Source organism: Nocardia sp. NPDC047648, from assembly GCF_040642815.1.
Taxonomy (GTDB): domain Bacteria; phylum Actinomycetota; class Actinomycetes; order Mycobacteriales; family Mycobacteriaceae; genus Nocardia; species Nocardia gamkensis.
Window position 1 is genome coordinate 50293 of record NZ_JBEYSX010000008.1, and the last position, 24150, is coordinate 74442.

General features: G+C 68.9%; 24 protein-coding genes and 1 pseudogene. 15 read left to right on the top strand and 10 right to left on the bottom strand.

The window, feature by feature from the left end; all coding sequences use genetic code 11:
* The first annotated feature begins 10 nt into the window (after positions 1-10).
* The 5 genes from ABZ803_RS18285 to ABZ803_RS18305 all read left to right on the top strand — a co-directional run bounded on the left by ABZ803_RS18285 (position 11) and on the right by ABZ803_RS18305 (position 7019).
* A complete protein-coding gene (locus ABZ803_RS18285; RefSeq protein WP_357039146.1) occupies positions 11-1435 on the top strand; it encodes an ABC transporter substrate-binding protein in 1425 nt (474 codons plus the stop codon).
* A complete protein-coding gene (locus ABZ803_RS18290) occupies positions 1432-2289 on the top strand; it encodes an ABC transporter permease (RefSeq protein ID WP_357039149.1) in 858 nt (285 codons plus the stop codon). Before ABZ803_RS18285 ends, ABZ803_RS18290 begins: the two co-directional genes overlap by 4 nt.
* Positions 2286-3026: an ABC transporter ATP-binding protein gene (locus ABZ803_RS18295; RefSeq protein ID WP_357039152.1), complete on the top strand. Its 741-nt coding sequence runs from the start codon at positions 2286-2288 to the stop codon at positions 3024-3026. The genes ABZ803_RS18290 and ABZ803_RS18295 overlap by 4 nt, the downstream gene beginning before the upstream one ends.
* Positions 3023-5731 carry a fumarate reductase/succinate dehydrogenase flavoprotein subunit gene (locus ABZ803_RS18300; protein WP_357039155.1) on the top strand — a complete coding sequence of 903 codons (2709 nt, stop codon included), beginning with the start codon at positions 3023-3025 and terminating at the stop codon, positions 5729-5731. Before ABZ803_RS18295 ends, ABZ803_RS18300 begins: the two co-directional genes overlap by 4 nt.
* Before the next feature lie 154 nt (positions 5732-5885).
* Positions 5886-7019 carry a MarP family serine protease gene (locus tag ABZ803_RS18305; RefSeq protein WP_357039917.1) on the top strand — a complete coding sequence of 378 codons (1134 nt, stop codon included), beginning with the start codon at positions 5886-5888 and terminating at the stop codon, positions 7017-7019.
* Between the two features lie 6 nt (positions 7020-7025).
* Here ABZ803_RS18305 and ABZ803_RS18310 read toward each other — a convergent pair whose 3' ends face one another.
* From ABZ803_RS18310 to ABZ803_RS18320, 3 genes are all read right to left on the bottom strand, one after another.
* On the bottom strand, positions 7026-7619 hold the full coding sequence (locus tag ABZ803_RS18310) for an NAD(P)-dependent oxidoreductase (protein WP_062971315.1): 594 nt from the start codon (positions 7617-7619) through the stop codon (positions 7026-7028).
* A 178-nt stretch (positions 7620-7797) separates the two neighbouring features.
* Positions 7798-8286, bottom strand: coding sequence for a GNAT family N-acetyltransferase (locus ABZ803_RS18315; RefSeq protein WP_357039158.1), 489 nt, complete (start codon positions 8284-8286; stop codon positions 7798-7800).
* 52 nt (positions 8287-8338) lie between these two features.
* On the bottom strand, positions 8339-10036 hold the full coding sequence (locus ABZ803_RS18320) for a GMC family oxidoreductase (protein ID WP_357039161.1): 1698 nt from the start codon (positions 10034-10036) through the stop codon (positions 8339-8341).
* 169 nt (positions 10037-10205) lie between these two features.
* On the opposite strand from ABZ803_RS18320, the gene ABZ803_RS18325 reads away from it, so the two are divergent.
* On the top strand, positions 10206-10700 hold the full coding sequence (locus tag ABZ803_RS18325) for a phosphoribosyltransferase (RefSeq protein ID WP_357039164.1): 495 nt from the start codon (positions 10206-10208) through the stop codon (positions 10698-10700).
* Between the two features lie 116 nt (positions 10701-10816).
* Here ABZ803_RS18325 and ABZ803_RS18330 read toward each other — a convergent pair whose 3' ends face one another.
* Positions 10817-11185 carry a VOC family protein gene (locus ABZ803_RS18330; RefSeq protein WP_357039168.1) on the bottom strand — a complete coding sequence of 123 codons (369 nt, stop codon included), beginning with the start codon at positions 11183-11185 and terminating at the stop codon, positions 10817-10819.
* Positions 11186-11247: 62 nt separating this feature from the next.
* Here ABZ803_RS18330 and ABZ803_RS18335 point away from each other — a divergent pair, with 62 nt between their 5' ends.
* The gene (locus ABZ803_RS18335) at positions 11248-11706 is read left to right on the top strand and encodes a MarR family transcriptional regulator (protein ID WP_357039171.1); all 459 of its coding nucleotides are present in this window, start codon (positions 11248-11250) and stop codon (positions 11704-11706) included.
* Positions 11707-11726: 20 nt separating this feature from the next.
* On the opposite strand, the gene ABZ803_RS18340 is transcribed toward ABZ803_RS18335, so the two are convergent.
* Positions 11727-12629: a universal stress protein gene (locus ABZ803_RS18340; RefSeq protein WP_357039174.1), complete on the bottom strand. Its 903-nt coding sequence runs from the start codon at positions 12627-12629 to the stop codon at positions 11727-11729.
* A 299-nt stretch (positions 12630-12928) separates the two neighbouring features.
* On the opposite strand from ABZ803_RS18340, the gene ABZ803_RS18345 reads away from it, so the two are divergent.
* Positions 12929-13795 carry a universal stress protein gene (locus tag ABZ803_RS18345; RefSeq protein ID WP_357039177.1) on the top strand — a complete coding sequence of 289 codons (867 nt, stop codon included), beginning with the start codon at positions 12929-12931 and terminating at the stop codon, positions 13793-13795.
* Positions 13796-13845: 50 nt separating this feature from the next.
* Here the strand turns inward: ABZ803_RS18345 and ABZ803_RS18350 are convergent, their stop codons facing one another.
* On the bottom strand, positions 13846-15486 hold the full coding sequence (locus ABZ803_RS18350; protein ID WP_357039180.1) for a RecQ family ATP-dependent DNA helicase: 1641 nt from the start codon (positions 15484-15486) through the stop codon (positions 13846-13848).
* A gap of 52 nt (positions 15487-15538) precedes the next feature.
* Complete coding sequence (locus tag ABZ803_RS18355) at positions 15539-16603, bottom strand: acyl-CoA desaturase (RefSeq protein ID WP_357039920.1); 1065 nt, start codon at positions 16601-16603, stop codon at positions 15539-15541.
* Positions 16604-16831: 228 nt separating this feature from the next.
* On the opposite strand from ABZ803_RS18355, the gene ABZ803_RS18360 reads away from it, so the two are divergent.
* From ABZ803_RS18360 to lipB, 5 genes and pseudogenes are all read left to right on the top strand, one after another.
* On the top strand, positions 16832-17587 hold the full coding sequence (locus ABZ803_RS18360) for a ZIP family zinc transporter (protein ID WP_357039183.1): 756 nt from the start codon (positions 16832-16834) through the stop codon (positions 17585-17587).
* Positions 17588-17662: 75 nt separating this feature from the next.
* Entirely contained in the window at positions 17663-18373 is a 711-nt protein-coding gene (locus tag ABZ803_RS18365; protein WP_357039186.1) for an SDR family NAD(P)-dependent oxidoreductase, read from the top strand.
* A gap of 215 nt (positions 18374-18588) precedes the next feature.
* The gene (locus ABZ803_RS18370; RefSeq protein ID WP_357039189.1) at positions 18589-19047 is read left to right on the top strand and encodes a hypothetical protein; all 459 of its coding nucleotides are present in this window, start codon (positions 18589-18591) and stop codon (positions 19045-19047) included.
* A gap of 47 nt (positions 19048-19094) precedes the next feature.
* Positions 19095-19223 (top strand): annotated as a pseudogene (locus tag ABZ803_RS18375) (sigma factor-like helix-turn-helix DNA-binding protein); the annotation flags it as partial.
* Between the two features lie 43 nt (positions 19224-19266).
* Positions 19267-19902: a lipoyl(octanoyl) transferase LipB gene (lipB, locus tag ABZ803_RS18380; RefSeq protein WP_062971337.1), complete on the top strand. Its 636-nt coding sequence runs from the start codon at positions 19267-19269 to the stop codon at positions 19900-19902.
* A 16-nt stretch (positions 19903-19918) separates the two neighbouring features.
* Here lipB and ABZ803_RS18385 read toward each other — a convergent pair whose 3' ends face one another.
* Entirely contained in the window at positions 19919-20323 is a 405-nt protein-coding gene (locus ABZ803_RS18385; RefSeq protein WP_357039193.1) for an oxygenase MpaB family protein, read from the bottom strand.
* Between the two features lie 630 nt (positions 20324-20953).
* Between ABZ803_RS18385 and ABZ803_RS18390 the strand changes: the two genes are divergently transcribed.
* Together ABZ803_RS18390 and ABZ803_RS18395 are read left to right on the top strand one after the other, a co-directional pair.
* Entirely contained in the window at positions 20954-21883 is a 930-nt protein-coding gene (locus tag ABZ803_RS18390) for a DUF5996 family protein (RefSeq protein ID WP_357039923.1), read from the top strand.
* 392 nt (positions 21884-22275) lie between these two features.
* Complete coding sequence (locus ABZ803_RS18395; RefSeq protein WP_157114064.1) at positions 22276-22518, top strand: hypothetical protein; 243 nt, start codon at positions 22276-22278, stop codon at positions 22516-22518.
* Positions 22519-22598: 80 nt separating this feature from the next.
* Here the strand turns inward: ABZ803_RS18395 and ABZ803_RS18400 are convergent, their stop codons facing one another.
* Together ABZ803_RS18400 and ABZ803_RS18405 are read right to left on the bottom strand one after the other, a co-directional pair.
* Positions 22599-23150 carry a dihydrofolate reductase family protein gene (locus ABZ803_RS18400; protein WP_357039196.1) on the bottom strand — a complete coding sequence of 184 codons (552 nt, stop codon included), beginning with the start codon at positions 23148-23150 and terminating at the stop codon, positions 22599-22601.
* 352 nt (positions 23151-23502) lie between these two features.
* The gene (locus ABZ803_RS18405; RefSeq protein WP_040866379.1) at positions 23503-23784 is read right to left on the bottom strand and encodes a hypothetical protein; all 282 of its coding nucleotides are present in this window, start codon (positions 23782-23784) and stop codon (positions 23503-23505) included.
* Between the last annotated feature and the right edge of the window lie 366 nt (positions 23785-24150).

Here is a 24150-nt window from a genome sequence, read left to right on the forward strand (position 1 = left end):
TGGAAGACCGATGAAAGCAAAACTCGCCCCCATCCTGCTCGCCGCCGCGCTCGCGCTGACCGGGTGCTCGCTGGAGCAGACCGACGACACCCCCGCGGGCACCGTGAAGGTGGTCGTCGGCTACCAATCGAAGACCATCAACACCGTCACCGCGGGCACCTTGCTTCGCGCGCAGGGCTATCTCGAGCGGCGGCTACAGAAGATCACCGACAACGGCGGGGCGAAGTACCAGGTCGAGTGGCAGGACTACGACACCGGCGCGCCGATCACCGCGCAGATGGTGGCCGAGAAGATCGACATCGGGTCGATGGGTGATTACCCGTTGCTGATCAACGGCTCCCGCACCCAGGCGGGCGAGCGCTCGCGCACCGAACTGGTGTCGATCACCGGGTACAACCCCAAGGGCGCGCTGAACATGGTGGTGGTGCCGAACGACTCGGCGGCCACCGGCATCGGCGATCTGGCCGGGCAGAAGATCTCCGCCAGCGTGGGTTCGGCCGGGCACGGCACGCTGGTGCAGGCGCTGACGCGGGCAGGCATCGACCCGGCCAAGGGCGTGGAGGTGCTCAACCAGCAGCCGCAGGTCGGCGCGACCGCCCTGGAGTCCCGTCAGGTGGGCGCGCTGTCGCAGTTCGTCGCGTGGCCCGGTCTGGTCGTCTTCCAGAACAAGGCCAAGCTGCTCTACGACGGCGCCGAACTCGGCGTGCCGACCTTCCACGGTGTGGTGGCCCGGCGCGCCTACGCCGCCGATCACCCGGAGGTGCTCCAGGCGTTCCTGGCCGCGCAACTGGACGCCACCCAGTTCCTGCGGGACGAGCCGTTCGAGGCCGCGAAGATCGTCGCCGACGGGTCCGGGCTGCCCCAGGAGGTGGTGTACCTCTACAACGGCCCCGGCGGAACCAGTTTCGACACCACGCTCGAGCCCAGCCTGATCGCGGCGCTCAAAGGCGATGTCGCGTACCTGAAGTCGATCGGCGATTTCGCCGACCTGGACATCGACCGGTTCGTCGACGACACGCCGCTGCGCAAGGCGTTCACCGAGACCGGCCGCGACTACGACCGCGAACTCACCGACACCGCCAACCCGACCCGCGTCACCGGCGCCGATCCGGTCTGCGGCAAGGCGGCGGAGAACCCCGCGCTGGCCGGCGAATTGTGGCTGGACGGCGCGCCGAAGCCGCAACCGGCCGCGGATCCGACCTGCCTGCTGCGCGCGGTCCAGCTCGCCAAAGCGCAGGGCAAGACGATCCGCGCCGCCTACATCCCGGATACCGAACTCGGCACCCGCTGGTTCGCCGACAAGTCGATCTGGCTGCGCGACGGGGACGGCTACCTGCCCTTCACCACCACCGCCGCCGCGCAGCGCTACCGGCAGGCACATCCGTCCGCCACCCCGGTCACCTACGACCGAGCCGTCACGGAAGTACGCGGATGACCAGCGAACTCGCCGCCCCCGCGGTGCGGGCCACCGCGGGAACCACCGCGGTCGGCTCGGAGGCCGCCCCGGCATCGCGATCGGCTTGGCGCTCGCGGCTGCTGCGCGTCGGCTCCGTCGCCGTCGCGGTCGGCCTGTGGCAGCTGCTCACGGTCAACAACGTGCGGGCTGGCCTGCGTTTCGACACGTTGCCGACCGTCACCGAGATCGTCGCCGAATTCGGCACCCAGTTGCGCGCCGACCAGTACTACCTGGACATCGCGCAGTCGCTGATCCGGATCGTCACCGGCTTCGGGCTGGCCGCGGTGGTCGGCGTGATCGCGGGCATCGGCCTCGGCCGCTCGCGGCTGCTCGCCGACACCTTCGGCCCGCTGGCCGAACTGGTCCGGCCGATTCCGGCCATCGCCCTGGTCCCGGTCGCGATCCTGCTGTTCCCCAGCGACGAATCCGGCATCGTGTTCATCACCTTCACCGCGTCGCTGTTCCCGGTGCTGGTGAGCACCAGGCACGCGGTGCGCGCACTGCCCACGATCTGGGAGGACGCGGTGCGCACCCTCGGCGCGTCCCGGCTGGACGTGCTCGCGCGCGTGGTGTTCCCCGGCATCCTGCCCGGCGTCTTCAGCGGCCTGTCGGTCGGCGTCGGGGTGGCATGGATCTGCCTCATCTCCGCGGAGATGATCTCCGGACGTCTCGGCGTCGGCTACCGCACCTGGCAGGCCTACACCATCGTGGACTATCCGGCGGTGTTCGTCGGCATGATCACCATCGGCGTCCTCGGTTTCGCGACATCGGGGCTGGTCGAGCTGGCCGGCCGCCGCATCACCCGCTGGCTGCCCAGAGAGGTCGAAGCATGACCACAGTGATCGCCGCACCGGCATCGACCGGAATGCGCCTGAGCCTCACCGGCGTCCGGATCGCCTACGGGGGCGAACCGGTGCTCGACGGGCTCGACTTGGCGATCGCGCCGGGCGAGATCCTGGTCGTGGTCGGCAAATCCGGCTGCGGCAAGTCGACCTTGCTGCGCGCGATCGCCGGACTGCGCGCGCCGGAGGGCGGAGCCATCCTGGCCGACGGCGACCGCGTGAACGGCCCCGCGGCCGACCGCGCCCTGGTTTTCCAGGACGACGCGCTGCTGCCCTGGCGCACCGTGCGGCAGAACATCGAACTCGCCCTGCGCCTGCGCGGCACGCCCCGGGCCGAGCGCAGAGCCACCGCGCTGCACTGGGTGGACGAGGTCGGGCTCACCGGGTACGCCGACTATCTGCCGCGCGACCTGTCCGGCGGCATGCGCCAGCGCGTCCAGCTGGCGCGCAGCCTGGCCGCCGCGCCGCGCGCCGTGCTGATGGACGAGCCGTTCGGCGCACTGGACACCCAGACCAGGGAAACCATGCAGCGCCTGCTGATCCAGACCTGGCGCGCCCATCCCACCACCATCGTCTTCGTCACCCACGACCTCGACGAGGCCCTGCTGCTCGGCGACCGCATCGCCGTGCTGGGCGGCGGCACGCTGCGGGCGCTGGTGCCGGTGCCCGGGCCGCGCGAGGCGATCGACCGGGCCGCGACGAAGGCCGAGATCCTGGAGAAATTGTGAACATTCCGCCGCTGTCGGAACGGATTCGGCTGGACTGCGACGTGCTCGTCATCGGGGGCGGCACGGCGGGCACGATGGCCGCGCTCACCGCCGCCGAGCAGGGCGCGAACGTGCTGCTGCTGGAGAAGGCGCACGTGCGCCATTCCGGTGCGCTGGCCATGGGCATGGACGGGGTGAACAACGCCGTGATCCCGGGCAAGGCCGAACCGGAGGACTACGTCGCCGAGATCACCCGGGCCAACGACGGGATCGTCGACCAGCGCACCATCTATCAGACGGCGACGCGCGGCTTCGCCATGGTGCAGCGGCTGGAGCGCTACGGCGTGAAGTTCGAGAAGGACGAGTACGGCGAGTACGCGGTGCGCCGGGTGCACCGCTCCGGCTCGTACGTCCTGCCGATGCCCGAGGGCAAGGACGTCAAGAAAGCGCTGTATCGCGTCCTGCGCCAACGCAAGATGCGCGAGCGGATCCGCATCGAGAACCGGCTGATGCCGGTGCGCGTGCTCACCGAGGGCGGGCGCGCCGTCGGCGCCGCCGCCCTGCACACCCGCACCGGCGAATTCGTCGCCGTGGCCGCGAAAGCGGTGATCCTGGCCACCGGGCCGTGCGGCAGGCTCGGGCTGCCCGCCAGCGGATACCTGTACGGCACCTACGAGAATCCGACGAACGCGGGCGACGGCTACTCGATGGCCTACCACGCGGGGGCCGAACTCAGCGGCATCGAATGCTTCCAGATCAACCCGCTGATCAAGGATTACAACGGCCCGGCCTGCGCCTATGTCGCCAATCCGTTCGGCGGCTATCAGGTCAACGCCGACGGTGAACGCTTCGTCGACTCCGACTACTGGTCGGGCCAGATGATGGCCGAGGTCAAGCGGGAGATCGAATCCGCGCGCGGCCCCATCTATCTCAAGGTGTCGCACCTGCCCGACGAGACGCTGAGCACGCTCGAGGGCATCCTGCACACCACCGAGCGCCCCACCCGCGGCACCTTCCACGCCAACCGCGGCCACGACTACCGCACCCACGACATCGAGATGCACATCTCCGAGATCGGCCTGTGCAGCGGGCATTCTGCTTCCGGCGTGTGGGTCGACGAGCACGCGCGCACCACGGTGCCCGGCTTGTACGCGGCGGGCGATCTGGCGTGCGTGCCGCACAATTACATGATCGGCGCGTTCGTCTTCGGCGATCTCGCCGGCGCGCACGCCGCGTCCACCGTAGCCGAGGTACCCGCGCCCGCCGAGCTGCCCGAGGACCAGCTGGCCGCGGCCCACGAGCTGATCTACCGGCCGTTGCGTCAGCCGGACGGGCCGCCGCAACCGCAGGTCGAATACAAGCTGCGGCGTTTCGTGAACGACTATGTCGCGCCGCCCAAGACCGCCGCCAAGCTGAGCATCGCGGTGGAGACCTTCGACCGGATGCGCGCGGAGGTCGAGGGCATCGGCGCGCGCACCCCGCACGAGCTGATGCGCGCGGTGGAGGTGTCGTTCATCCGCGATTGCGCCGATATGGCCGCCCGCAGCTCGCTGACCAGGACCGAATCCCGTTGGGGCCTCTATCACGAGCGCGCCGACCTCCCCGAACGCGACGATGTCGAATGGCGATACCACCTCAACCTGCGCAAGAACCCCGACGGAACCATGGCGTTCCTGAAGCGTCCGGTGGCGCCGTACCTGGTGCCCGTGCCCGGGCTCGACGACCTGCCCTCGGCCGATGCCGAGGCGGTGCCGGTGCACCAGCCGCACCGGATCGCAGGCCGTGCGCCGCATACCGGCGCCGGCGCTGAGCAGGAGCGGGCCGTAGCCGCTGCTTCGCAGTCCGCCACTCCCCCGTCACCCCGGATCGTCGCGTTGCTCGCGCTCGACGAGCCCAGCGTGGAGCAGTTGTCGGCCTATCTGACCGATCCCGACGCGGGCGTCCGGGCCGCGGCGATCTCGGTGCTGAGCGAGCACACCCCGGAGGGCTTCTCGATCGCCCTCGGCGATGCCTTGGACGACGAAGCGGCCTCGGTCCGGCGTGCGGCCGCGGCCGGTCTGCGCGAACTCGTCGAAGTGCTGCCCTCCGCGGAAGGGCTTGCCGACCGGCTCGGTTCGGCCGATCCCGTCGTGCGGTCCACCGTGATCGATCTGCTGCGCGCGCTGCGGGCGGGCGAGGCCGCGCAGTATCGCGCCGCCTCGGCGGACCGGGATCATCGCGTCCGCATCGAAGCGGTCCGCGCACTGGTGTCGCTGAACGATCGCGACGGCGTCGCCACTCTGGCCGCCGACGACAACCGGGAAGTGCGGATCGCCGTCGCCCACGGCCTCGCCGCCATCGGCGACGGCGGGCTCGAGGTGATCCGTCGCCTCGGCGACGACCACGACCCGCTGGTGCGCGCCGCGGCGCTCACCGCGTTCGCCCAGCTGGGTGGCGAACCCGCGGACGTCACCGCACTGGGCACCGCCCTGCGCCATTCGGCCTGGCAGATCCGTCAAGGTGCGGCGCGCGGGCTCGCGGGCGCCGACCCGGACCTCGCGGTGCCGATTCTGGCCGCCGCCCTGCACGATCCGCATCTCGACGTCCGAAAGGCGGCGGTGCTGTCGCTCTCGGCGTGGCCGCACCTGCCCGCCGCGCACGACGCGCTGCGCGCCGCGATCGACGACACCGATGCCGACGTGCGCGCGTATGCCCGGCGGGCGCTGGCCACCCAGCCCACGGCATAGGGCAACATGGTTGCCGCAGCTCGAATCGCTGATTAAATTAGCGGCTCGACCGTTGCCGACGCGCTAACCAGGGTATAGCCGGGTGGTGACGGGGCGGCCGACGACGAGTCCGCGCCGTTGTCCATCAGCAGCGACGGGAGTGTGGCGTTTGACCGTGCCGAACTGGCTGGATCTGGCCGTGCTCGCCACCCTCGCGGTCGCGGCGGTGCTCGGCTGGCGCCGCGGCGCGATCGTCGGGCTGCCCGGCTTCGCGGGTGGATTGGCGGGGGCGATCCTCGGCGCGGCGCTCTCGGCGGCGGTGCTCGGCCAGCTCGCTCCGGGCGCCGTGCGGCTTCTGCTGGTGCTGATGGTGATCGTCGGGTTGGTCGCGTTCGGCGCGGTCGCCGGGCACCGGGCCGGACAAGCCGCGCGCGCGGCGGTTTCCGATCCCGTCACCCGGCGCGTCGACGCCCTCTGCGGCTGCCTCGTGCATGTGCTCGCGGTCCCGCTGGTGGTGTGGCTGTTCGCCGCGCCGATGGAATCCGCAGCCCTGGTGCGTGATTCGACCACCGTGCGGACCGTGGACGACGTCGCACCGTTCTGGCTGTCCGGGCTGTCCGAGGTGCTCGCCGGACCGATCCGGGAAGCCGGGCTCGGCCTTCCGCTCGCGCCGCCCGATCCCGGCATCCTCGATGGGCCGATGCCCGCCGAACTGCGGGCGAGCGTGCTGCGGATCCAGGACCTCGCACCGACCTGCGGTGTGCGCCAATCCGGCTCCGGATTCGTCATCGCGCCGGAGCGGGTGCTGACCAACGCGCACGTCGTCGCCGGATCCAGCAAGGTCTCCGTCGACGCCCCGGCCGGATCGCTCACCGCTGACGTCGTGCAGTTCGATCCGACCATGGACATCGCGGTGCTCGCCGTCCCCGGTCTCGCCGCGCCCGCCCTCACCGTCGCGCCCCAACCCGCCGGTCCCGGCGCCGACGCCATCGCGCTCGGCTATCCGCGGGGCGGGTCCTACACCGCGTCCGCCACCCGGGTGCGCAGCCGGGCCGCGCGTCAGGTACGCGACATCTACCGCACCGGTCTCGGCGAACGCGAGATCTACACCGTGGACGGGTCGATCCAGCACGGCAATTCGGGCGGACCGCTGGTCGACCGCGCCGGCCGTGTGCTGGGCATCGTGTTCGGTGTCGACGAGAACAACAGCAACGTCGGGTTCGCCACGAGCCTGCCGGAGGTCCTCGATCGGCTCGACCACGCATGGCGATCCGACCGGCCGGTCGACACCGGCCCCTGCGCCTCCTGACCGGTGTCAGGACGCGTCGGCGACGATCACCACTCCGCTCGAGGCGTCCAGCAGCGGAATCGTGCGCTCCGCGGCATCGTCGACGTGCACGCGCGGGTGCGTGGGCAGTTCGGTCTCGTAATAGGTGCCCGGACCGTAGAACTGGCCGTACTTCACCACCACACCGTCGAAGTCCAGCACGGCGGCTTCGTGTTCCTGGATCGCCGCGCCCCGTCCGGGCGGCAGCTCCCACGCGATACTCTGCGCGAGAAAGCGTTTCGCACCGGCCGCCCGCGCGGCGGCGATCAAGTTGCGGGTGCCCTCGGTGCGGATGCGCGAGTTGGCCTCCGCCCGCTCCGGCAGCAGCGCTACGTCGTCCGGCAGGTCGGTGAGTTGATGCATCACCATGTCGGAGCCGAACCCGACCACGGCGGCGGTCAGAGCGTCCACGTCGTAGACGTCGCATACCACCGGCTCGGCGCCGGCCGCCCGCAACCGGTCGGCTTTCGCCGCCGACCGGGTCATCCCCGCCACCTCGTGTCCCGCCGCGACCAGCAGCGGAAGCAAGCGGACGCCGATCACGCCGGTAGCCCCGGCCAGGAAGATGCGCACGGTGTTCATTTTGCAGCGCCTGCGATGCTGCGTGGTCGCCGGGATACGTATGTTTCGCCACAGTCTCAGCGCGCGCACGAATGGAAGCACGCGCGAGCATCGTCGGTTCGCCACCGGGAAGGCCGCTGTCGTTCCGCCACAGCGATTCTCCCGCTCCGATCAGGTCACGCACGGACAGAACAGCGGGTCAGCCGCAGCTCACCCAAGCGCTGACCGCGTTGCCGTCCACCGCGTAGTCGATTCCGCGGGCGGCCAGCAGGCGCAGCACGGCCGCGTTGTCCGCCGTCGTGCTGACGAAGAGCTTCGTGTAACCCTCCGCCGTCGCCCGCTCGATCAGTCCACCCAGCACCGCGGTCCCGATGCCCGCTCCCCTGTGGGAACGGCCGATCCACACCCCGGCCTCGGCGGCTCCCGGCGCTTCGGGCAGCGGACACAGGCGCGCCGCCCCGACCACCTCGCCGCTCACTCGGATGCCGTAGGTCGACTCGACCGGCGTACTCGCCAGCGCCCGGCCTCGGTGGAACGCCAGGAAGCGCGCTGTCCGGTCGGCATCCCAGCCGCCACCCGGCTCCTCGACCGGCATCACCTCGCCCGGCTCCGCGTCCGCCACGGCCGCATGCAGCAGATCGGTGAGGCATCGCTCGTCGAGCGGTTCCAGGGTGACATGGACGGGCACAGCGCCGATCCTGTCACCGGATCCGACTACGCGCGACCGTATTTCCGCCCGCTCAGACCGGAGTGATCGGCAGCCGCAGCGCGCCCGGCGCGGCCACGGGGACCACCGGGTTCTTCGGTTCGATCGCGGTGAGCCTGCGGTAGGCGGTCCCGAGGGGCGGGCGCGGGTCGTCCTCGCCCTTGTTCGGCCACAGCGCCATGGCGCGTTCGGCTTGGGCGGTGATGGTCAGGGAGGGATTCACGCCCAGGTTCGCCGAAATGGTCGACCCGTCGGTGATGTGCAGGCCGGGATAGCCGTAGACCCGGTGATACGCGTCGACGACGCCGGTCTCGGGCGAATCGCCGATGGCGCAGCCGCCGATGAAGTGGCCGGTGATCGGAATGTTCATCAGCTCGGTCCACGCGCCCTGCGGCAGGCCGCCGATCTTCTCGGCGATCCGCCTGGTCACTTCGTGGCCCTCCGGAATCCAGGTCGGCGGCGCGGTGCCGTCGCCCGGCTTGGTCGTCATCCGCCTGCCGAACAAGCCGCGCTTGGTGTAGGTCACGATCGAGTTGTCGACGTTCTGCATGACGAGCACGCCGATGATGCGCTCCGACCAGCGCCGGGGATTGTGCAGCCGATGCAGGTGACGGCGCTGCGCGATGAGTTCGCGCACTCCCAGCCACCAGCGGGCCCTGCCTTCCTGGCCGTCCACGAGCACGGTGGTCAGCAAACTCATCGCATTGCTGTCCTTGCCGTAGCGGACCGGCTCGATGTGGGTGTACTCGTTGGGGTGGATGGACGAGGTGATCGCGACGCCCTTGGTGAAATCGGAGTCCTTGCGCAGGGAGCGCGCCGCGAGCACCGCTTCGGAGTTGGTCCGGGCCAGATGGCCCAGCCGGGGCGAGACATGCGGCAAACTGCCGTTCTCGCGCAACCGGTGCAGCAGCTTCTGGGTGCCGAGCGCGGCGGCCGCGAAGATCACCTGATCGGCGGTGAAGGTCCGCCTCTCCTTGCGCACCCACCGCCCGGTGCGCACCGTCCGCACCTCGTAACCGCCCTCCGGCCGTGGGCGCACGTCGGTCACGGTGGTGAGCGGATGCACTGTGGTCCCCGCCTTTTCGGCCAGGTAGAGGTAGTTCTTCACCAGGGTGTTCTTCGCGCCGTGCCGGCAGCCGGTCATGCACTCGCCGCAGTGCGTGCAGGTCGAGCGCGCCGGTCCGACGCCGCCGAAGAACGGGTCGGCGACCTGCTGACCCGGACGGGAATCGTTGTCCGCGAACAACACTCCGACCGGTGTGCGGCGATAGGTGTCGCCGATGCCCATCTCCTCCGCGACTTCGCGCAGAATCCGGTCGGTAGGTGTGGTCGCCGGATTCTGGGTGACGCCGAGCATGCGTTTGGCCTGGTCGTAATACGGCGTCAGCTCGTCGCGCCAATCGGTGATGTGCGCCCACTGTTTGTCGCGGTAGAACTTCTCCGGCGGCTCGTACAGTGTGTTGGCGTACACCAGCGACCCGCCCCCGACTCCCGTTCCGCTCATGATGAAGGTGTCGTTGAGCAAGGTCATCCGCTGGATGCCGTAGCAGCCGAGTTTCGGCGCCCACAGGTACTCGCGTAGATGCCAGGAGTTCTTCGCGTACTCGTCGTCGGCGAACCGCCTGCCCGCCTCGAGTACGCCGACCCGGTATCCCTTCTCGGTCGCTCGCAGTGCGGCCACGCTGCCGCCGAAGCCGGAACCGATGACGAGCACGTCGTAGTGGCTGTCCATGCGCTCGAGCGTATGGCGGCAAACACGCAGGCCGGACGAGAGATACGGACGGGATATCGAGATTTCCGGCCATCTTCCCTTCCTCTTCCCACTGCGCCGAGCAACCCGCCGGGAAACCCCGGCGGCCCTCGTATGCTCACTGCGTCGCGTCCAGCGAGAGGGAGAGCCTGTGACGGAACGCGAAGTACTGACCTGGGACTCGTTCGGTTCCGCGAGCCGGGAACTCGCCGCGGCCATCGCGGCGGACGGCTTCGAGCCCGATCTGATCCTGTCGATCGCGCGGGGCGGGCTGTTCGTGGCGGGCGCCCTCGGCTACGCCTTGGACGTGAAGAACCTGCACGTGATGAACGTGGAGTTCTACACCGGTATCGACGAGCGCCTGGAACTGCCGGTGATGCTGCCGCCGGTGCCGCAGACCGTGGATCTGGCCGGCGCCACGGTGCTGGTCGCCGACGACGTCGCCGACACCGGCGCCACCCTGAAGCTGGTTCGCGACTTCTGCTCCGGCAAAGTCGCCGAGGTGCGCTGCGCGGTGATCTACCAGAAGCCGTGGTCGAAGGTCGACAGCGAGTACGTGTGGCGGCGCACCGACCGGTGGATCAATTTCCCGTGGTCCACCGAGCCGCCGGTAGTGCGACGGCGGCCACGCGTGCTCGACGCGTAACCCGGTTGCGCGGCGCTGTCACCGGGTCATCGCGGTAGCCGAGCCGGGGCGAATCGGCGACGGATCAGGCGACTCTCGCGCACATGACAGGGATCCGTCCGGTGACGCCGGGCCGATCAGACGCGGTCGTGGAGAGTGACCTGGTAGCCGTCGGGGTCGGCGAAAGTGAATGTCCGACCGAAGGGGCCGTCGATCGGCGCGGAGACGATGGTGTGACCGTCGGCGACGAGCGCATCGTGAATGGCCTGCACGTCCGTGGCGTGCAGCCAGATCGCGGCGCCGATGCCGGGCTGAGCAACGGAGGCGAGATCGGTACCGGGAACGACGTCGCGGAGTGCGAACGCGATCGGTTCCGTCTCGAAGACGACAGCGTGCGGAGGTCCGGCCTGCGAGCGGACAAGGCCGAGGTACTGCTCGTAGAACGCCTGTGAAGCGGCGAGGTCGCGCGCCTGAAGCGAGATGAAGTCGGGGCCGGTGACGGGCATGGTGATGCTCCTCAATCTGTGTCAGTTTTCTGACACAGATGAATCTATGTCAGAATGCTGACATGAGTCAAGACGGTGCGGGCGTCGACCTGGAGACGTCACTGGGCTACCTGCTGAAAGAGGCCTCGAGCACCCTTCGCGCGGCCATGGAGGAGGTGCTGCGGCCACTCGGGATGAGCGTGACGCACTACTCCTGCCTGGAGCTGCTGGCTCAACGACCGGGCCTGTCGAACTCCGAACTCGCGCGGGGCGCGTTCGTGACGCGGCAGTCGATGAACGTGCTACTCCAGGCCCTGGAACGAGACGGCTACGTGACCAGGCCCGCGGAGGCACCCGTCGGAAAGGTTCTTCCCACGCGGCTCACGCCTCGCGGACGGCGGAGTCTCGAGAAAGCGACCGTAGCGGTCCGGTCCGTCGAGGTCAGAATGCTGTCCGGCCTGAGCGAGACCGAGCAGTCGAACGCGTTCCGGATCCTGCGGAGCATGATCCATTCCCTGCGCGATGGCAACGACGGCGCGTAGAGAACCTCGGCCGTCCCACCTCACCGGGAACGAACGACGATCATCGGCACCTCCACCGAGTGCAGCAGCGCGTTGCTGGTCGACCCCAGCACGGTGCTGGCGAATCCGCCTCGACCGCGCGTACCCACGATCACCAGTTGCGTATCCGCCGACTGCTCCAGCAGGGACCGCACCGGCCGATCCGCCGTGACGACGCGTCGCACGGTGACGTCCGGATAGCGCTCCCCCCAACCCACCAGGCTCTCGGCCAAGACCGCCTCCGCCGATTCGCGGGCCGCGTCCCACCCTCGGGCGGGCATGTCCAGACCGCTGGTATCGCTCCATGCGTGCAGCGCGACCAGGTCGACCTTCCGCCGAGACGCCTCCTCGAAGGCGAGTTCGACCGCGGGCACGCTGTTGCCGGTGCCGTCGACGCCGACGAGCACCGGTTGGCGGGCCGACACCGCGTCGATCGCGGAGATGCCATGGATCACCGCGACCGGGCAGTGCGCGTGGTGGGTGGTCGCGGTACTCACCGAACCGAGCAGCCCACGCTGGAACGCACCGAGCCCGCGGCTGCCGACCACCAGCATCCGCGCTCGCGCGGACCGGTCGATGAGCAGCGGGATGGCCAGCTCGAAGCTCACCTCGGTGGTGATCGCGGGTTCGTCGCCGGGCGCGGCTGTCCGCGCCACCCGCGCGGCCTCGGCGAGGATCCGGTCGCCGTCGCGGCGCAGCCACTCCAGGTCGGCCTCCCCCAGCGAGATACCCGGCCCGAAACCGGTGGGTATGGCCATGGACGTGATGATGTGCAGCGCGCGACGGTGCAGCGCCGCTTCGGCTGCCGCCCAGGCCACCGCTTGATACGAACTGGCCGACCCGTCCACCGCCGCCAGGATCGGAGAGTTCGATTGTGTTGCGCGCGAGACCTTGTCGATGTCCATGCCGTCGTCCTTTCCACTCCGCGTGCACTGCGGCCCCTTCGAGCATCGAGCCTCGGGCGGGTCATCGGCAGAGACGAAGGTCCTTGCCCGGAGGGGACCTCGGACCCTGGATCACGGTTCTCGCGGTAGGTCGGCAGCGCCGGACACCGGTGCTTCCCCGGTCCGGTCATGCTGCCGAAAGCCCTTCGCATCCGGGACCAACGCCAGGCGTGGGCGGCCTCGCCGATCCCTACTCTTCGAGTACACGCCATGCCCACTGCCCGGTCATGGCCGCCCACCAGGTTCAGAAAGCGAAATTCATGTCTGCCGACCACGAGAATCCCCCCGTCCTCGTCGGCGTCGACGGGTCGGAGTCCGCGCTGGCCGCCGTGCGCTTCGCCGCGGCCGCCGCGGCCCACCGCCACGCACCGCTGCGCATCATCGACTCGATTCCCGCACCCTCCGATTTCGGACCGGGCGTCGCACTCGAGCAGATCGACTTCGACAGTTACCGCACGCAGGCGACCGCGGCACTCGAGGCCGCGCGGGAAGCCGCCGCGACGGCGGCCGCCCCGATCGGCGAACTCGACATCACCACCGAATTGGCCGAAGCACCACCGATCCCGCTCTTACGCGACCGATCCGAGCGCGCGCGACTGCTCGTGGTCGGCACCCATGGGCTGGGCGTCTTCAGCCGCAGCATTCTCGGTTCGGTGAGCACCGCGCTGGCCAGGCACGCGGCATGCCCGGTCGCCGTGGTTCCCGTCGATGCCGAGCACGCGGACGGCCCGGTGGTAGTGGGCGTGGACGGCTCGCCGTGCAGTGCGCGCGCCGTCGAGATCGCCTTCGAGGAAGCCGCCCACCGTGGCGCCGAACTGGTCGCGGTACACACCTGGTCGGAGTTCTTCCGCTACGACTCGCGCGCCGAGATGCAGCAGGAGGGAGAGGAATTGCTGTCCGAGAGCCTGGCCGGGTACGGCGAGTGCTATCCGCAGGTGCCGGTGCGGCGAGTGGTGGTCGAAGACCGCCCCGCCAGACGACTGCTCGAGGTGGGCGCGCACGCGCGGCTGATCGTCGTGGGCAGCCACGGGCGCGGCGGTTTCGCCGGAATGACCCTCGGTTCGGTGAGTCAGGCGGTGCTGCACGGGGCCTCGGTACCCGTGCTCATCGCCAGATCGCAGAGCTGACCGCCTCGTCCACGCGCTCATCCCGCGGCCGCGGTCGCCCACCACCTCGCTCAGCCTCGGGTGAGAAGGTCGTGCTTACGCACTTCGGGCAGGGACAGGGTCTTGTATCCGACTTCCTCGAACAGCACCGTGATGCGATCGGCTTCGGCGGACATGATGCTCCCGGCGCCCCAATCCCGGTGCCGCACAGCAGTGTGCACCGGGAACTCGTCGGCGCCCGGCGTGCGCCGCGCGGCGGTTCCGGCATCGCAGGTGTCGCAGTTGCCGCACGGGTCGAGCAGTTGCTCACCGAAGTAACCGAGCAGATGCTGTCGCCTGCACCCTGTCGTCTCGGCGTAGCCGCGCATCATCTCGATGCGCGAGCGGGTCAGTTCTTCGTAGGCCCGCGCGGCCTCCGCCGCCTGCTCGACCGCCCGGCCGGGTGTACGCCCGGAATCCGCTGCGAGCAGGCCGGATTCGGTGGTGGTGATCGCGCCGACCTGTTCGAGCAGGTTGATCGCCCGAGTGCGCCGAGCGGGGGCGGCGGCGACCTCGAGCTGGGACGGCCGGACGGGATGATCGTGCCGGTACAGAGCGTGTGCCACTTCGGCGATGGTGTCCTCGGGGGCCGTCGTCGCGGTGAGGAACTTCTGCAGGCTCAGATCCTCGGGACGGTAGAACAACGTAATCTCGGCGGCCTCGCCGTCCCGTCCGGCGCGGCCGATCTGCTGATAGTAGGAGTCCAGCGCATCCGGAGCCGAGGCGTGGAGGACGAAGCGGACGTCGGGCTTGTCGATGCCCATGCCGAAGGCCGAGGTGGCCACGATCACGTCGATCGCGCCGGCGAGGAAGTCCTGATGCACCTGCTCGCGGGCAGCGGCCCTCATGCCCGCGTGGTAGGCCGCCACCCGGATGCCGGTCGCCGCTGCTTCCGCGGCATAGAACTCGCTGTCCTTGCGGCTGGCCACGTACACGAGTCCGCGGCACGTCACCGGGTCGGAGGTCAGTGTTCGGATGCGGGCGATCACGGCGTCGCGCTTGTCGGCGTCGTCGGTGAATCGGTCGACGGCCAGGTGCAGGTTCGGCCGATCGAAACCGGCTACGACTTCGCCGGGGTCGCGCATGCCGAGCCGCGACACGATATCGCGGCGCACCGGCGGTGCGGCGGTCGCCGTCAAGGCGATCACCCTGGGATGGCCGAGGCGATCGATCACCGGAGCGAGCCGCAGGTAGTCCGGCCGGAAGTCGTGCCCCCACGCCGAAACGCAATGCGCCTCGTCCACCACGAACAGGGCAACCCGCAGGGCGGCCAGGTCGTCGACCAGATCTTCGTTGGCCAGTTGCTCCGGCGACAGGAAGATGTAACCGGCATCGCCACGGCGCAGGGCGTCCCAGGCCGCTCGACGCTCGCTCTTGCTCTGGGTGGAGTTCAACGCGACGGCATCCGGAGCCCGGCTGTCCTCGATGCTGTCGATCTGATCGTTCTGCAACGCGATGAGCGGAGACACCACCACGGCCGGACCGTCCAGCAGCAACGCGGGCACCTGATAGATCGCCGACTTACCCGCACCGGTCGGCAGCACGACCAGCACGTCCTTACCGGCCATGACCTGTTCCATGGCCCGCAGCTGCTCGTCGTGCAGGTGTGGCCAGCCGAACTTCTCGGCGGCCAGACTCCGCAGGCGGCTGTCGTATTCGGACGAGGTCGTCACCGGCTGGGCATACCACCACCGCCACGGCGAAAACGTCGGTGCGGAGCGGGGTTCACCCGACCCGATCGGTCGCCGCGCCTGCCGAGGGCTCGATCGGACCGGCAGGGGCGAGCGGCCGAGCGAGTCGACCGACACTGTGCAGGTGGCGCAGCGCGTGGATATAGGAGTCCAGGAGGCCGGTCTGGCAATAGGGCAGCCCGCGCTCGGCGCAGAACTCCGCGACCAGCGGCTGGGCTCGGCGCAGGTTGGGCCGGGGCATGGACGGGAACAGGTGATGCTCGATCTGATAGTTCAGGCCACCCAGGGCCGTATCGATCAGCAGGCTGCCGCGGACGTTGCGGGAGGTGAGCACTTGACGTCGCAGAAAGTCCTTCGAGTCGTCGGCCGTCAGCACCTCCATCCCCTTGTGGTTGGGCGCGAAGGTGCAGCCCATGTAGAGCCCGAACAGGCCCTGGTGCACGAGGATGAAAAGCACGGCCTCGACCGGGGACAGGACCAGGAACACCGCGCAGAGGTACCCGGTGGCGTGCGCGGCGAGCAACAGTCCCTCCCAGGCGCGGTGCGGGATGTCCCATCGCAGCACCGCACGGGCGCTCGCGTAGTGCAGGCTCCAGCCCTCCAGCAGCAGCATCGGGAAGAACAGCCAGGCCTGGTGCCGGAAAATCAGCCGCCGCAGGCCCCGGGCCGCGTGTGCTCGATCGCCGGAATGCGCCAGCACACCCATGACGTCGGGGTCGGCGCCCTCGGTGTTCGGGTGTGCGTGGTGCCGGTTGTGATTGCTGGTCCACCAGCCGATGCTCACCCCGATGCCGAGGTTGCCGAAGAGCACGCCGTACAGGTAGTCGGCGCGCCGGGTGCCGAAGATCTGCCGGTGTCCGGCATCGTGGCCGAGGAAGGCGATCTGGGCGAACACCGCGGCCAGGAACGCGGCGACGCCCAGCTGCCACCACGAGTCGCCGACCACCACGAACGCCGTCCACCCGGCAGCGAACGCCACAGCGGTGAGCGCACTCTTCCAGAGGTAATACCGCCGCCGCCTGCTCAGCAGTCCCGCGCCCCGCACCCGGCGCAGCAACACCGCGTACTCACTGCCGCGCGCCGACACAGCGCTTTCCATCACCACGGGCCGCCTACCGTCCTGCTCTCGCCGTTGTCCGCCGGAGCTCGTCCGACCATTGGTGTTCGACCGCAAGTCAAGCACAGAACAGCTCAACCCTCCGGGGAACAGAATGCCGTGCACCGGCGGCGCCTCGTTTCCGACCCCGGCGGTGCGGGTAGCTCGGACGAGAAGTCAGCGATGATGAGCGCTGGCTTCTGCGGGTTCGAGCAGTGAGGAGACGGTCGGGTGTCAGGGTTGTGGGCTGCGGGCGGGTGGGGGTTGCTGGCCGGATCCGCCCTGCTGATAGGGGCTTTGGTGGGATTCTTGGCGCGCGTCCCGACGAAGATCGTGGCGAGCGTGATGGGGTTCGGCAGCGGGGTGCTGCTGTCGGCGGTGTCGTTCGAGTTGATCGCCGACGCGCACGAACGCGCCGGATTGCCGCCCACCGCGCTCGGCGCCGTGTCCGGTGCGGTGATCTACACCCTGGCCAACCTCGCTCTGGCCCGCCGCGGCGCTCGCCACCGCAAGCGTTCGGGAGACCAGCAACCCAGCGAAGCCGAACAGTCCGGCTCCGGCACGGCCATCGCGTTGGGCGCGCTACTGGACGGTGTGCCCGAGTCCATCGTCATCGGGACCAGCTTGCTCGGCGGCAAGACCGTCAGCGCCGTCACCGTGGCCGCGGTGTTCATCAGCAATATCCCCGAGGGCCTGTCCAGCGCGGCCGGTATGCGCCGCGCCCACCGCCATCCGCGTTACGTGTTCGGCTTGTGGGGCGCGATAGCGGTGATCAGCGGCGTGTCCGCCATGGCGGGTTACGGATTGCTCGGCGACGCCGCGCCCGCCGTGCTCGCGGCGATCACCGCCCTGGCCGCGGGCGCGATCCTGGCCATGATCACCGACACCATGATTCCGGAGGCGTTCGAGGACGCCCACCTGTGGGTCGGGTTGATCACGGTGGCGGGTTTCCTCACCGCCTTCGCGCTGTCCCAGCTCGACCACTAGGGCTGGATCACGTTCGAGATCGGCATGCGGCTCGGCTTGACTTCGAGCGCGCTCCAGCTCTTAGCGTCGGTGATCATGACAACGACACTGATCACCGGAGCGAACAAGGGGCTCGGTTTCGAGTCCGCCCGCAGACTCCTCGCCGCGGGCCACACCGTCTACCTCGGCAGCCGCGACGCCGAGCGCGGGCGCCTGGCCGCCGAGCAGTTGGGCGCGCGGCCGGTGCGGCTGGACGTCACCGACGACGCGTCCGTGGCGGCCGCCGTCGCGACCATCGAGGCAGATGGAGGCCTGGACGTACTCGTCAACAACGCCGGCATCGCACCGGAATGGAGCGCCACCGACACCGTGACCGGCGCGGCGGACCTCACCGCCGAATTGATGCGGCGGACATTCGAGACGAACGTGTTCGGCACGGTGCGCGTCTTGCACGCGTTCCTGCCGCTGTTGCGGCGTTCTCCGGCCCCGGTCGTGGTCAATGTCAGCAGCGGCCTGGCCTCGCTGAGCAGGGTCACCACCCCGGGCACCCCGGCGTATGCCTACCCGGGCGTCGCCTATCCGGCGTCGAAAACCGCGGTCAACGTCATCACCGTGCAGTACGCGAAGGCGTTTCCGGAAATGCGGATCAACGCGGTGGAGCCCGGGTTCACCAAGACCGACCTGAACGGCGGAACCGGCCACCAGACAGTGGAGCGCGGCGCGGAGATCATCGTGCGGATGGCGCAGGTGGGTCCGGACGGGCCCACCGGGGGCTACTTCGATGCCGAAGGCACCCTTCCGTGGTGATCGGATCGGTCACGAAGACAGGCGCCGCGCAGCGGAGGGCGGAAGCGCACCGCTGATCATGCATACCCGTGCCGACAAAGCTCAACCGGCAGAAGTTCCGCGAACGATCAGGATTCGAGAAGCGCTGGTCACCGAGCCGGAACTACCGTCATCGGCACGGAGGTCCGCCCGGCGCATCGCCGGGCCACGGATGGATCGCAGGCCGAGGAGGACGCATGACTTGGAACGAGCGGGTTCGACGGACACACCGATGGCTTGCCATCGCCTTCACGGTGACGATCGTGGTCACCGTCGTCACCTTGGCGCTGAAGGGCCCGGTCTGGGTGTCCTACGTGCCGCTGGCACCACTCGCCTTGCTGCTCTTGTCCGGTCTCGGCATCTTCGTGTTGTCGTATGCCGCTACGCGACGAAGCCGAGCCGCGAACGTCCAGCAGGACGGGGCTTCCCGCGCTTCCGCACCACGGGTCCGGCAACTGCACCGTGGGTCGGGCATAGTCTTCGTCGCGACCGTCATCGCTACCTTCGTCGCCTTGGCCCAGGAGCAGCCGGTCATCTGGGTGTCCTACCTGCCGCTGCTCCCGCTCGCCCTGCTCCTGTTCTCCGGTCTGTACATGCTGGTAGGTCCGTATTCCGTCCGGCGGCGCAGCGCCCGCCGGGCCCCGCAGCCGGGCTGAGGATCGCGGTACGACTTCGCGGCGAATTTCCGCATCCGCGATGAATCGCGATCCGCCTCGCCTTCATCGCCGCGCTGCAATACCTGCCCGCCCGCCAGCGCGCGGTGCTCCTCCCGCGCGACGTGCTCGCCTGGTCCGCCGCGGAGGTCGCCGATCTGCTCGACACCTCCCCCGCAGGCGGTGAACTCCCCCTGCGCGGGAGAGCGTTATCGTCGGAGCATGCGATCCAGGCCGCTGACGTTGATCCAGGACGACCTCGTCGACTACGACAAGGCCATGGAGCGCATGGGTGAACTGGTCGACCAACGCCACAGCGGCGCGCGGCCGGATACCTTGTGGCTGCTGAGCCACCCGCCGGTCTACACCATCGGACGCAGAACGCCGCAGGACCACCTGCCCGACCCGGCCCATGACATCCCGGTCGTGCAGACCACGCGCGGGGGTCAGCTCACCTATCACGGCCCCGGCCAGCTGGTCGGCTATCTCATCGTCCGGCTCGATCCCGGCGAAGGAGTGGTCGATTACATCCGCGAGGTCGAGTTCCGCCTGATCGAGGCACTCGGCCGGCTGGGTATCGCCGCGGAACGCCGCGATACCCCGCCCGGCTCCGAGCTGCTCACGGGCGTGTGGACCAGGCACACCGGCCGCAAGATCGTCTCCATCGGGATGCGCCAGAGCCGCGGGATCACCAGTCACGGCTTCGCGCTCAACGTGAACGGTGACCTCGAACCCTGGCACTGGGCGGTTGCCTGCGGGCTCCCCGACGTCGACATGACCTCCGTGGCACGCGAATCCGGGACGGCCACCATGGACCAGGTGCGCCCGATCGTCGCCACCGCGTTCGAGGCGAATTGAACGCGGGGAGCAGATGTCAGGCGCGTGCCGCGGGTACCAGTCGGGCTCGTGAGGTCAACGCGCGCATGCCCGTCTTCACGACGTTCGCGTAGGCGGCGGCCGCGGCACAGTCGTTGGGCCGCAACGGGATTCGCAGCAGCTCACGGGTTCGGTGATGCAACAGCGTCCGTACCGCGAAGTCGGGCAGTGTGCGTGGCACCCAGGCGTCGGGCCGCAGCAGTTCCGGTGCGAGCTTGTCGCTGTCCGGGGTGACGGCGAGTTCGGTGGCGCACACGGATTTCAGGTAGTCGCCGAAATCCGCCCAGGTCCTTGGCATGTGCCGTGCGGAGATCCCGTAGCGCCGGTACCACTCGCAGCATTCGGCGTAGAGCGTCTTCTTCTCGTCCGTACGCAGGGGACGGTCGAAGGTCTCGCATAACACCCGAGCTTCCTGCCCGCGACATTATGCGTTACCAGACGTATCCCAAACCTCGGTGACAGTGGTGCTGTCACACCACAGAATCCGCGCGCCGATTCGCACTGTTCACCCGGGGCGGGAAGAATGCTCGCAATTGCGAAATCAATTGTCCGCCTTCGCATAACGTGCCCTATGGAGCGGACGGGGATGACTGGAGAAATAGCGTTGGTACTGCTGTGGGTGGCGATCGTCGCCATCGTCGTGATTCTTCTCGGCGGTGCGGCCGCGGCTATGGTGTGGGATCCGAATTCCCGCCGGCGAGCCCGGGCAACCGGAAAGGGTGCCGCGCTGCCGGTGGCGACCATGCCATCACCGCACGACAGTTGGCCCCGCCGACCTTGAGCCGCAGCCGTCGGCCGCGGAGCCGCTCCTCGCTCCGAGTCATCGAACCCGAAGTCACACCCCGAACGTTGCCAGACAGTTGCCAACCGCAGCGCATGTCGGGCTTCCCGGGGCGTTACCAGCAGGTACGGTGACGATCGAACGCTGCGCCGCGCCTTCCCCGGCGTCCGCGCACGGCACTGGCACCGAGAATCCCGAAAAGACGGAGGTGTGGCAGTGACAGGCTCCGAGACCACCCCTGGGCCGTGGCCGATGTTGCGCGTCGATGATTGGACGCCCACGCGCGAGACGCTGCACATGTGGACGCAGATCGTCGGCAAGATCAGGCTCTCGCACGCTCCGTTGGTCAACCACTGGTGGCAGGTCACCTTCTACCTCAGCCCGAGGGGGCTGACCACCTCCGCCGTGCCGCACCCGACAGGGTGTTTCGATATCGAATTCGACTTCCTCGATCATCGGCTGCACATCCGGTCCAGTGACGGCCGAACCCGGCAGATCGCGCTCGAACCGAAGCCTGTGGCTGCGTTCTACGGCGAAATCGTCACCGCGCTCGGCGAACTCGGCATTCCGGTACGAATCCAAGCCAAGCCGAACGAGGTCGAGCCGGCCATCCCGTTCGCCGAGGATTACGAGCATCGCTCCTACGACGCCACGGCCGCCAGCTTGTTCTGGCGGCAATTGCTCGCCGCCGATCGCGTCATGCACCAGTTCCGCTCCCGCTTCATCGGCAAGGTGAGCCCGGTGCACTTCTTCTGGGGCGCGATGGATCTGGCGTGCACCAGATTCTCCGGCCGAGCCGCTCCGCGACATCCGGGTGGCGCTCCCAACTGCGGCGACTGGGTCATGGTCGAGGGCTACTCGCACGAGCTGAGCAGTTGCGGCTTCTGGCCGGGCGGCGGCGCGGAAGGCGCCTTCTACGCCTACGCGTACCCGGAGCCCGAGGGGTTCGCCGACTACCGGGTCGGTCCACGAGAGGCCTTCTACAGCCAGGATTATCGCCAATTCCTCCTGCCGTACGAGGCAGTGCGCACGGCCGAGGCGCCGGAGCGAGCGCTGCTCGAGTTCCTCGACACGACGTACGCCGCCGCCGCCGACCTCGGCCGTTGGGACCGCGCCGCCCTGGAGGCCGACCCGGAGCGCTGGCAGCACAAGCGCCGGGCGCACGGCACGGACGGTTCATGATCGTGACCGCCTGCCGCGCAAGGTGCGCGATCGGACCGTCACACCCCACCGATCCGTCGACAGTGGCGCGCGTTCCGCGCGTCGGTAAGTCTCGCGGCACGGGACTTCGCGCCGATCGATAGAGCGCGGCAGAACCCGTCGTAGACGCATAGCTTCGGGGCCCCGCGGCAGGCGCGGTAGGACCCCAAGACCTGATGAACGGCACGATGCTCAGGTCAAGCCCGCCTAACCAAAGGCCATCGCCCTGGTCACCCCCGAAAATCACAACCTTCGGCGGGAAAGACTTCCCAGCCATGGGGAAGTTACTAGCTGGTGGTCCACCGATCAATGTATCGTTATATGACGGCACGTTAATCGACGGGATGAATCTTATGCACAACACGAGCAAGCGCGTGACAGTGCGTCGAGTGGTGGCCTCGGCGCTGATCGGCGGGGCGGTCATCACAGCGGCGGCAGTCGCTTCGCCCGAGTCCTCGGTGACCACCACAGCGGATCGGTATTCGCACAACCCGGCCGACAAGCGCGGTTCCGGGGTGGGTGAGCGCGCCCGCAGCAGCAACCACGGTGGATACCAAGGACGCAACGAGCGCCCGTGCCAGTACACCCCCGAGGGTTACTGCACCGGAGGGCGCTGACATATCCGGCTCCGCTCGCCACACCCGGCGGTGAGCCGGATCGCCCGGGCGGCCCGCAAGGGCCGCCCTTCCGCGTTTCATCAGGCCTCGGCGGGGCCGTATCCGAGGTGGACGACGCCGTTGGCGTAGACCTCGTGCTCTTCGAGTGCCAGTTCGGTCGCGTCGACACCATCGCCCCACAGGCGCTTGCCCTTGCCGAGCGCGATCGGATAGACGAACAGGTGCAGGTCGTCGACCAGGCCGTCCGCGAGCAGCGCCCGCACCAGCGTGCCGCTGCCGCTGACGTAGATGCTGCCGTCGACCTCGTTCTTGAGGTTGCGGATGACCTCGGGATCGTAGGCGCCGAGGCGAATGCTGTTGGCCCATTCCACCTGCGGCTCCCGCGCCCCGACGACGTACTTCGTCGTGTCGTTGAAGAACGGCGCGCCCGGATCGTCCTCCACGGTGCGGGTCGACCAGGCCGGGGCGAACATCTCGAACGTGGTGCGGCCCAGCAGGATCGCTTTGGATGCCGAGGTGATCGCGCCGAGGGTCTCCCCCATCTTCGGGTCGAACCCGTATCCGAAGGTCCAAGACGGATCCTCGTACACCCCGTCGAGTGCGATGAACTCGTGAACTGCGATGGTGCCCATGGTATTTCCTTTTCTCCACTGCTGCCGTCGTCGCCGGGCACGGCCGGTTCCGCTGTCGAGAACGTCACGGCCGGGCTCCGCCTTACGGGTTTGCCTACGGTCGGGCCGTCACCTTCGAGACGGACCCGGTTCGCGGTTGCTTTCTACCGCACCGACGGCGTCTCGGCTCGCGCCGCGCGCAATGCGCATGTTCCACCACCCCGGCTGGTCGAGTGCGGCATCGACGGCCTCGTCCGCCGAGCGGGCCGCGGTGGCCGCCTTTCAGGACACATCCGACAATCCTCGCCACCGAAACGCGAGCGCCGGCCCGACGGTCGACGTCGGGCCGGCGCGTCACGAGTCAGGGGCCGTGTCAGCCGATGATCGAGTTCATGATCGTCCCCGCGCTGGTGGCCACCGCGCCCCCGGCCATCGCGCTGGCGACCATCTTCGGCGACTGGAGGCTGCCGCCGTTCCATTTCTCCCATGCGAACCGGCCGCCACCGTAGGTGATCGCCGTGATCCCGGACAGCTGGACCAGCCAGGTGAAATAGCGGCCCATCTGCATCAGTTTGTCCGCCAGCGGCGGCTCTTCCGCGGTCGGATTTTCGAACTGCTGCGCGATCACGGTGTCGTGCAGCGCGGCCAGAATCATGCTCACGTTCGTGCTCCTTTTCGCATGCCGAGGTGATGCCGGAGACAGATTCGAGAGAAAGAGCTGCGCTACCGAGGAATTCGGCGCGCCACGGGCACTGCGACGCTCACGGCCGCCGATCCGGCGGTCCCGTGTCGTGGCCGTGTCCTGTTTTCCGGTGGTTCGCCGAAAAACGCGTGACAAGATCGATTAGATCGTATGGCGAAGGTGTATTCCCGGCGACACACCGTCATCCGCATGATTCAACTCACAGCCTCCGGCCGTGCCGGACGACGCTGCGACCTCTACGATTTCACTGAGTGCAGGGGCTGACATGATGTCGGTGCAGTGCGGCGCCGAACCTTCCGCTGAGATCACCGTGACCGC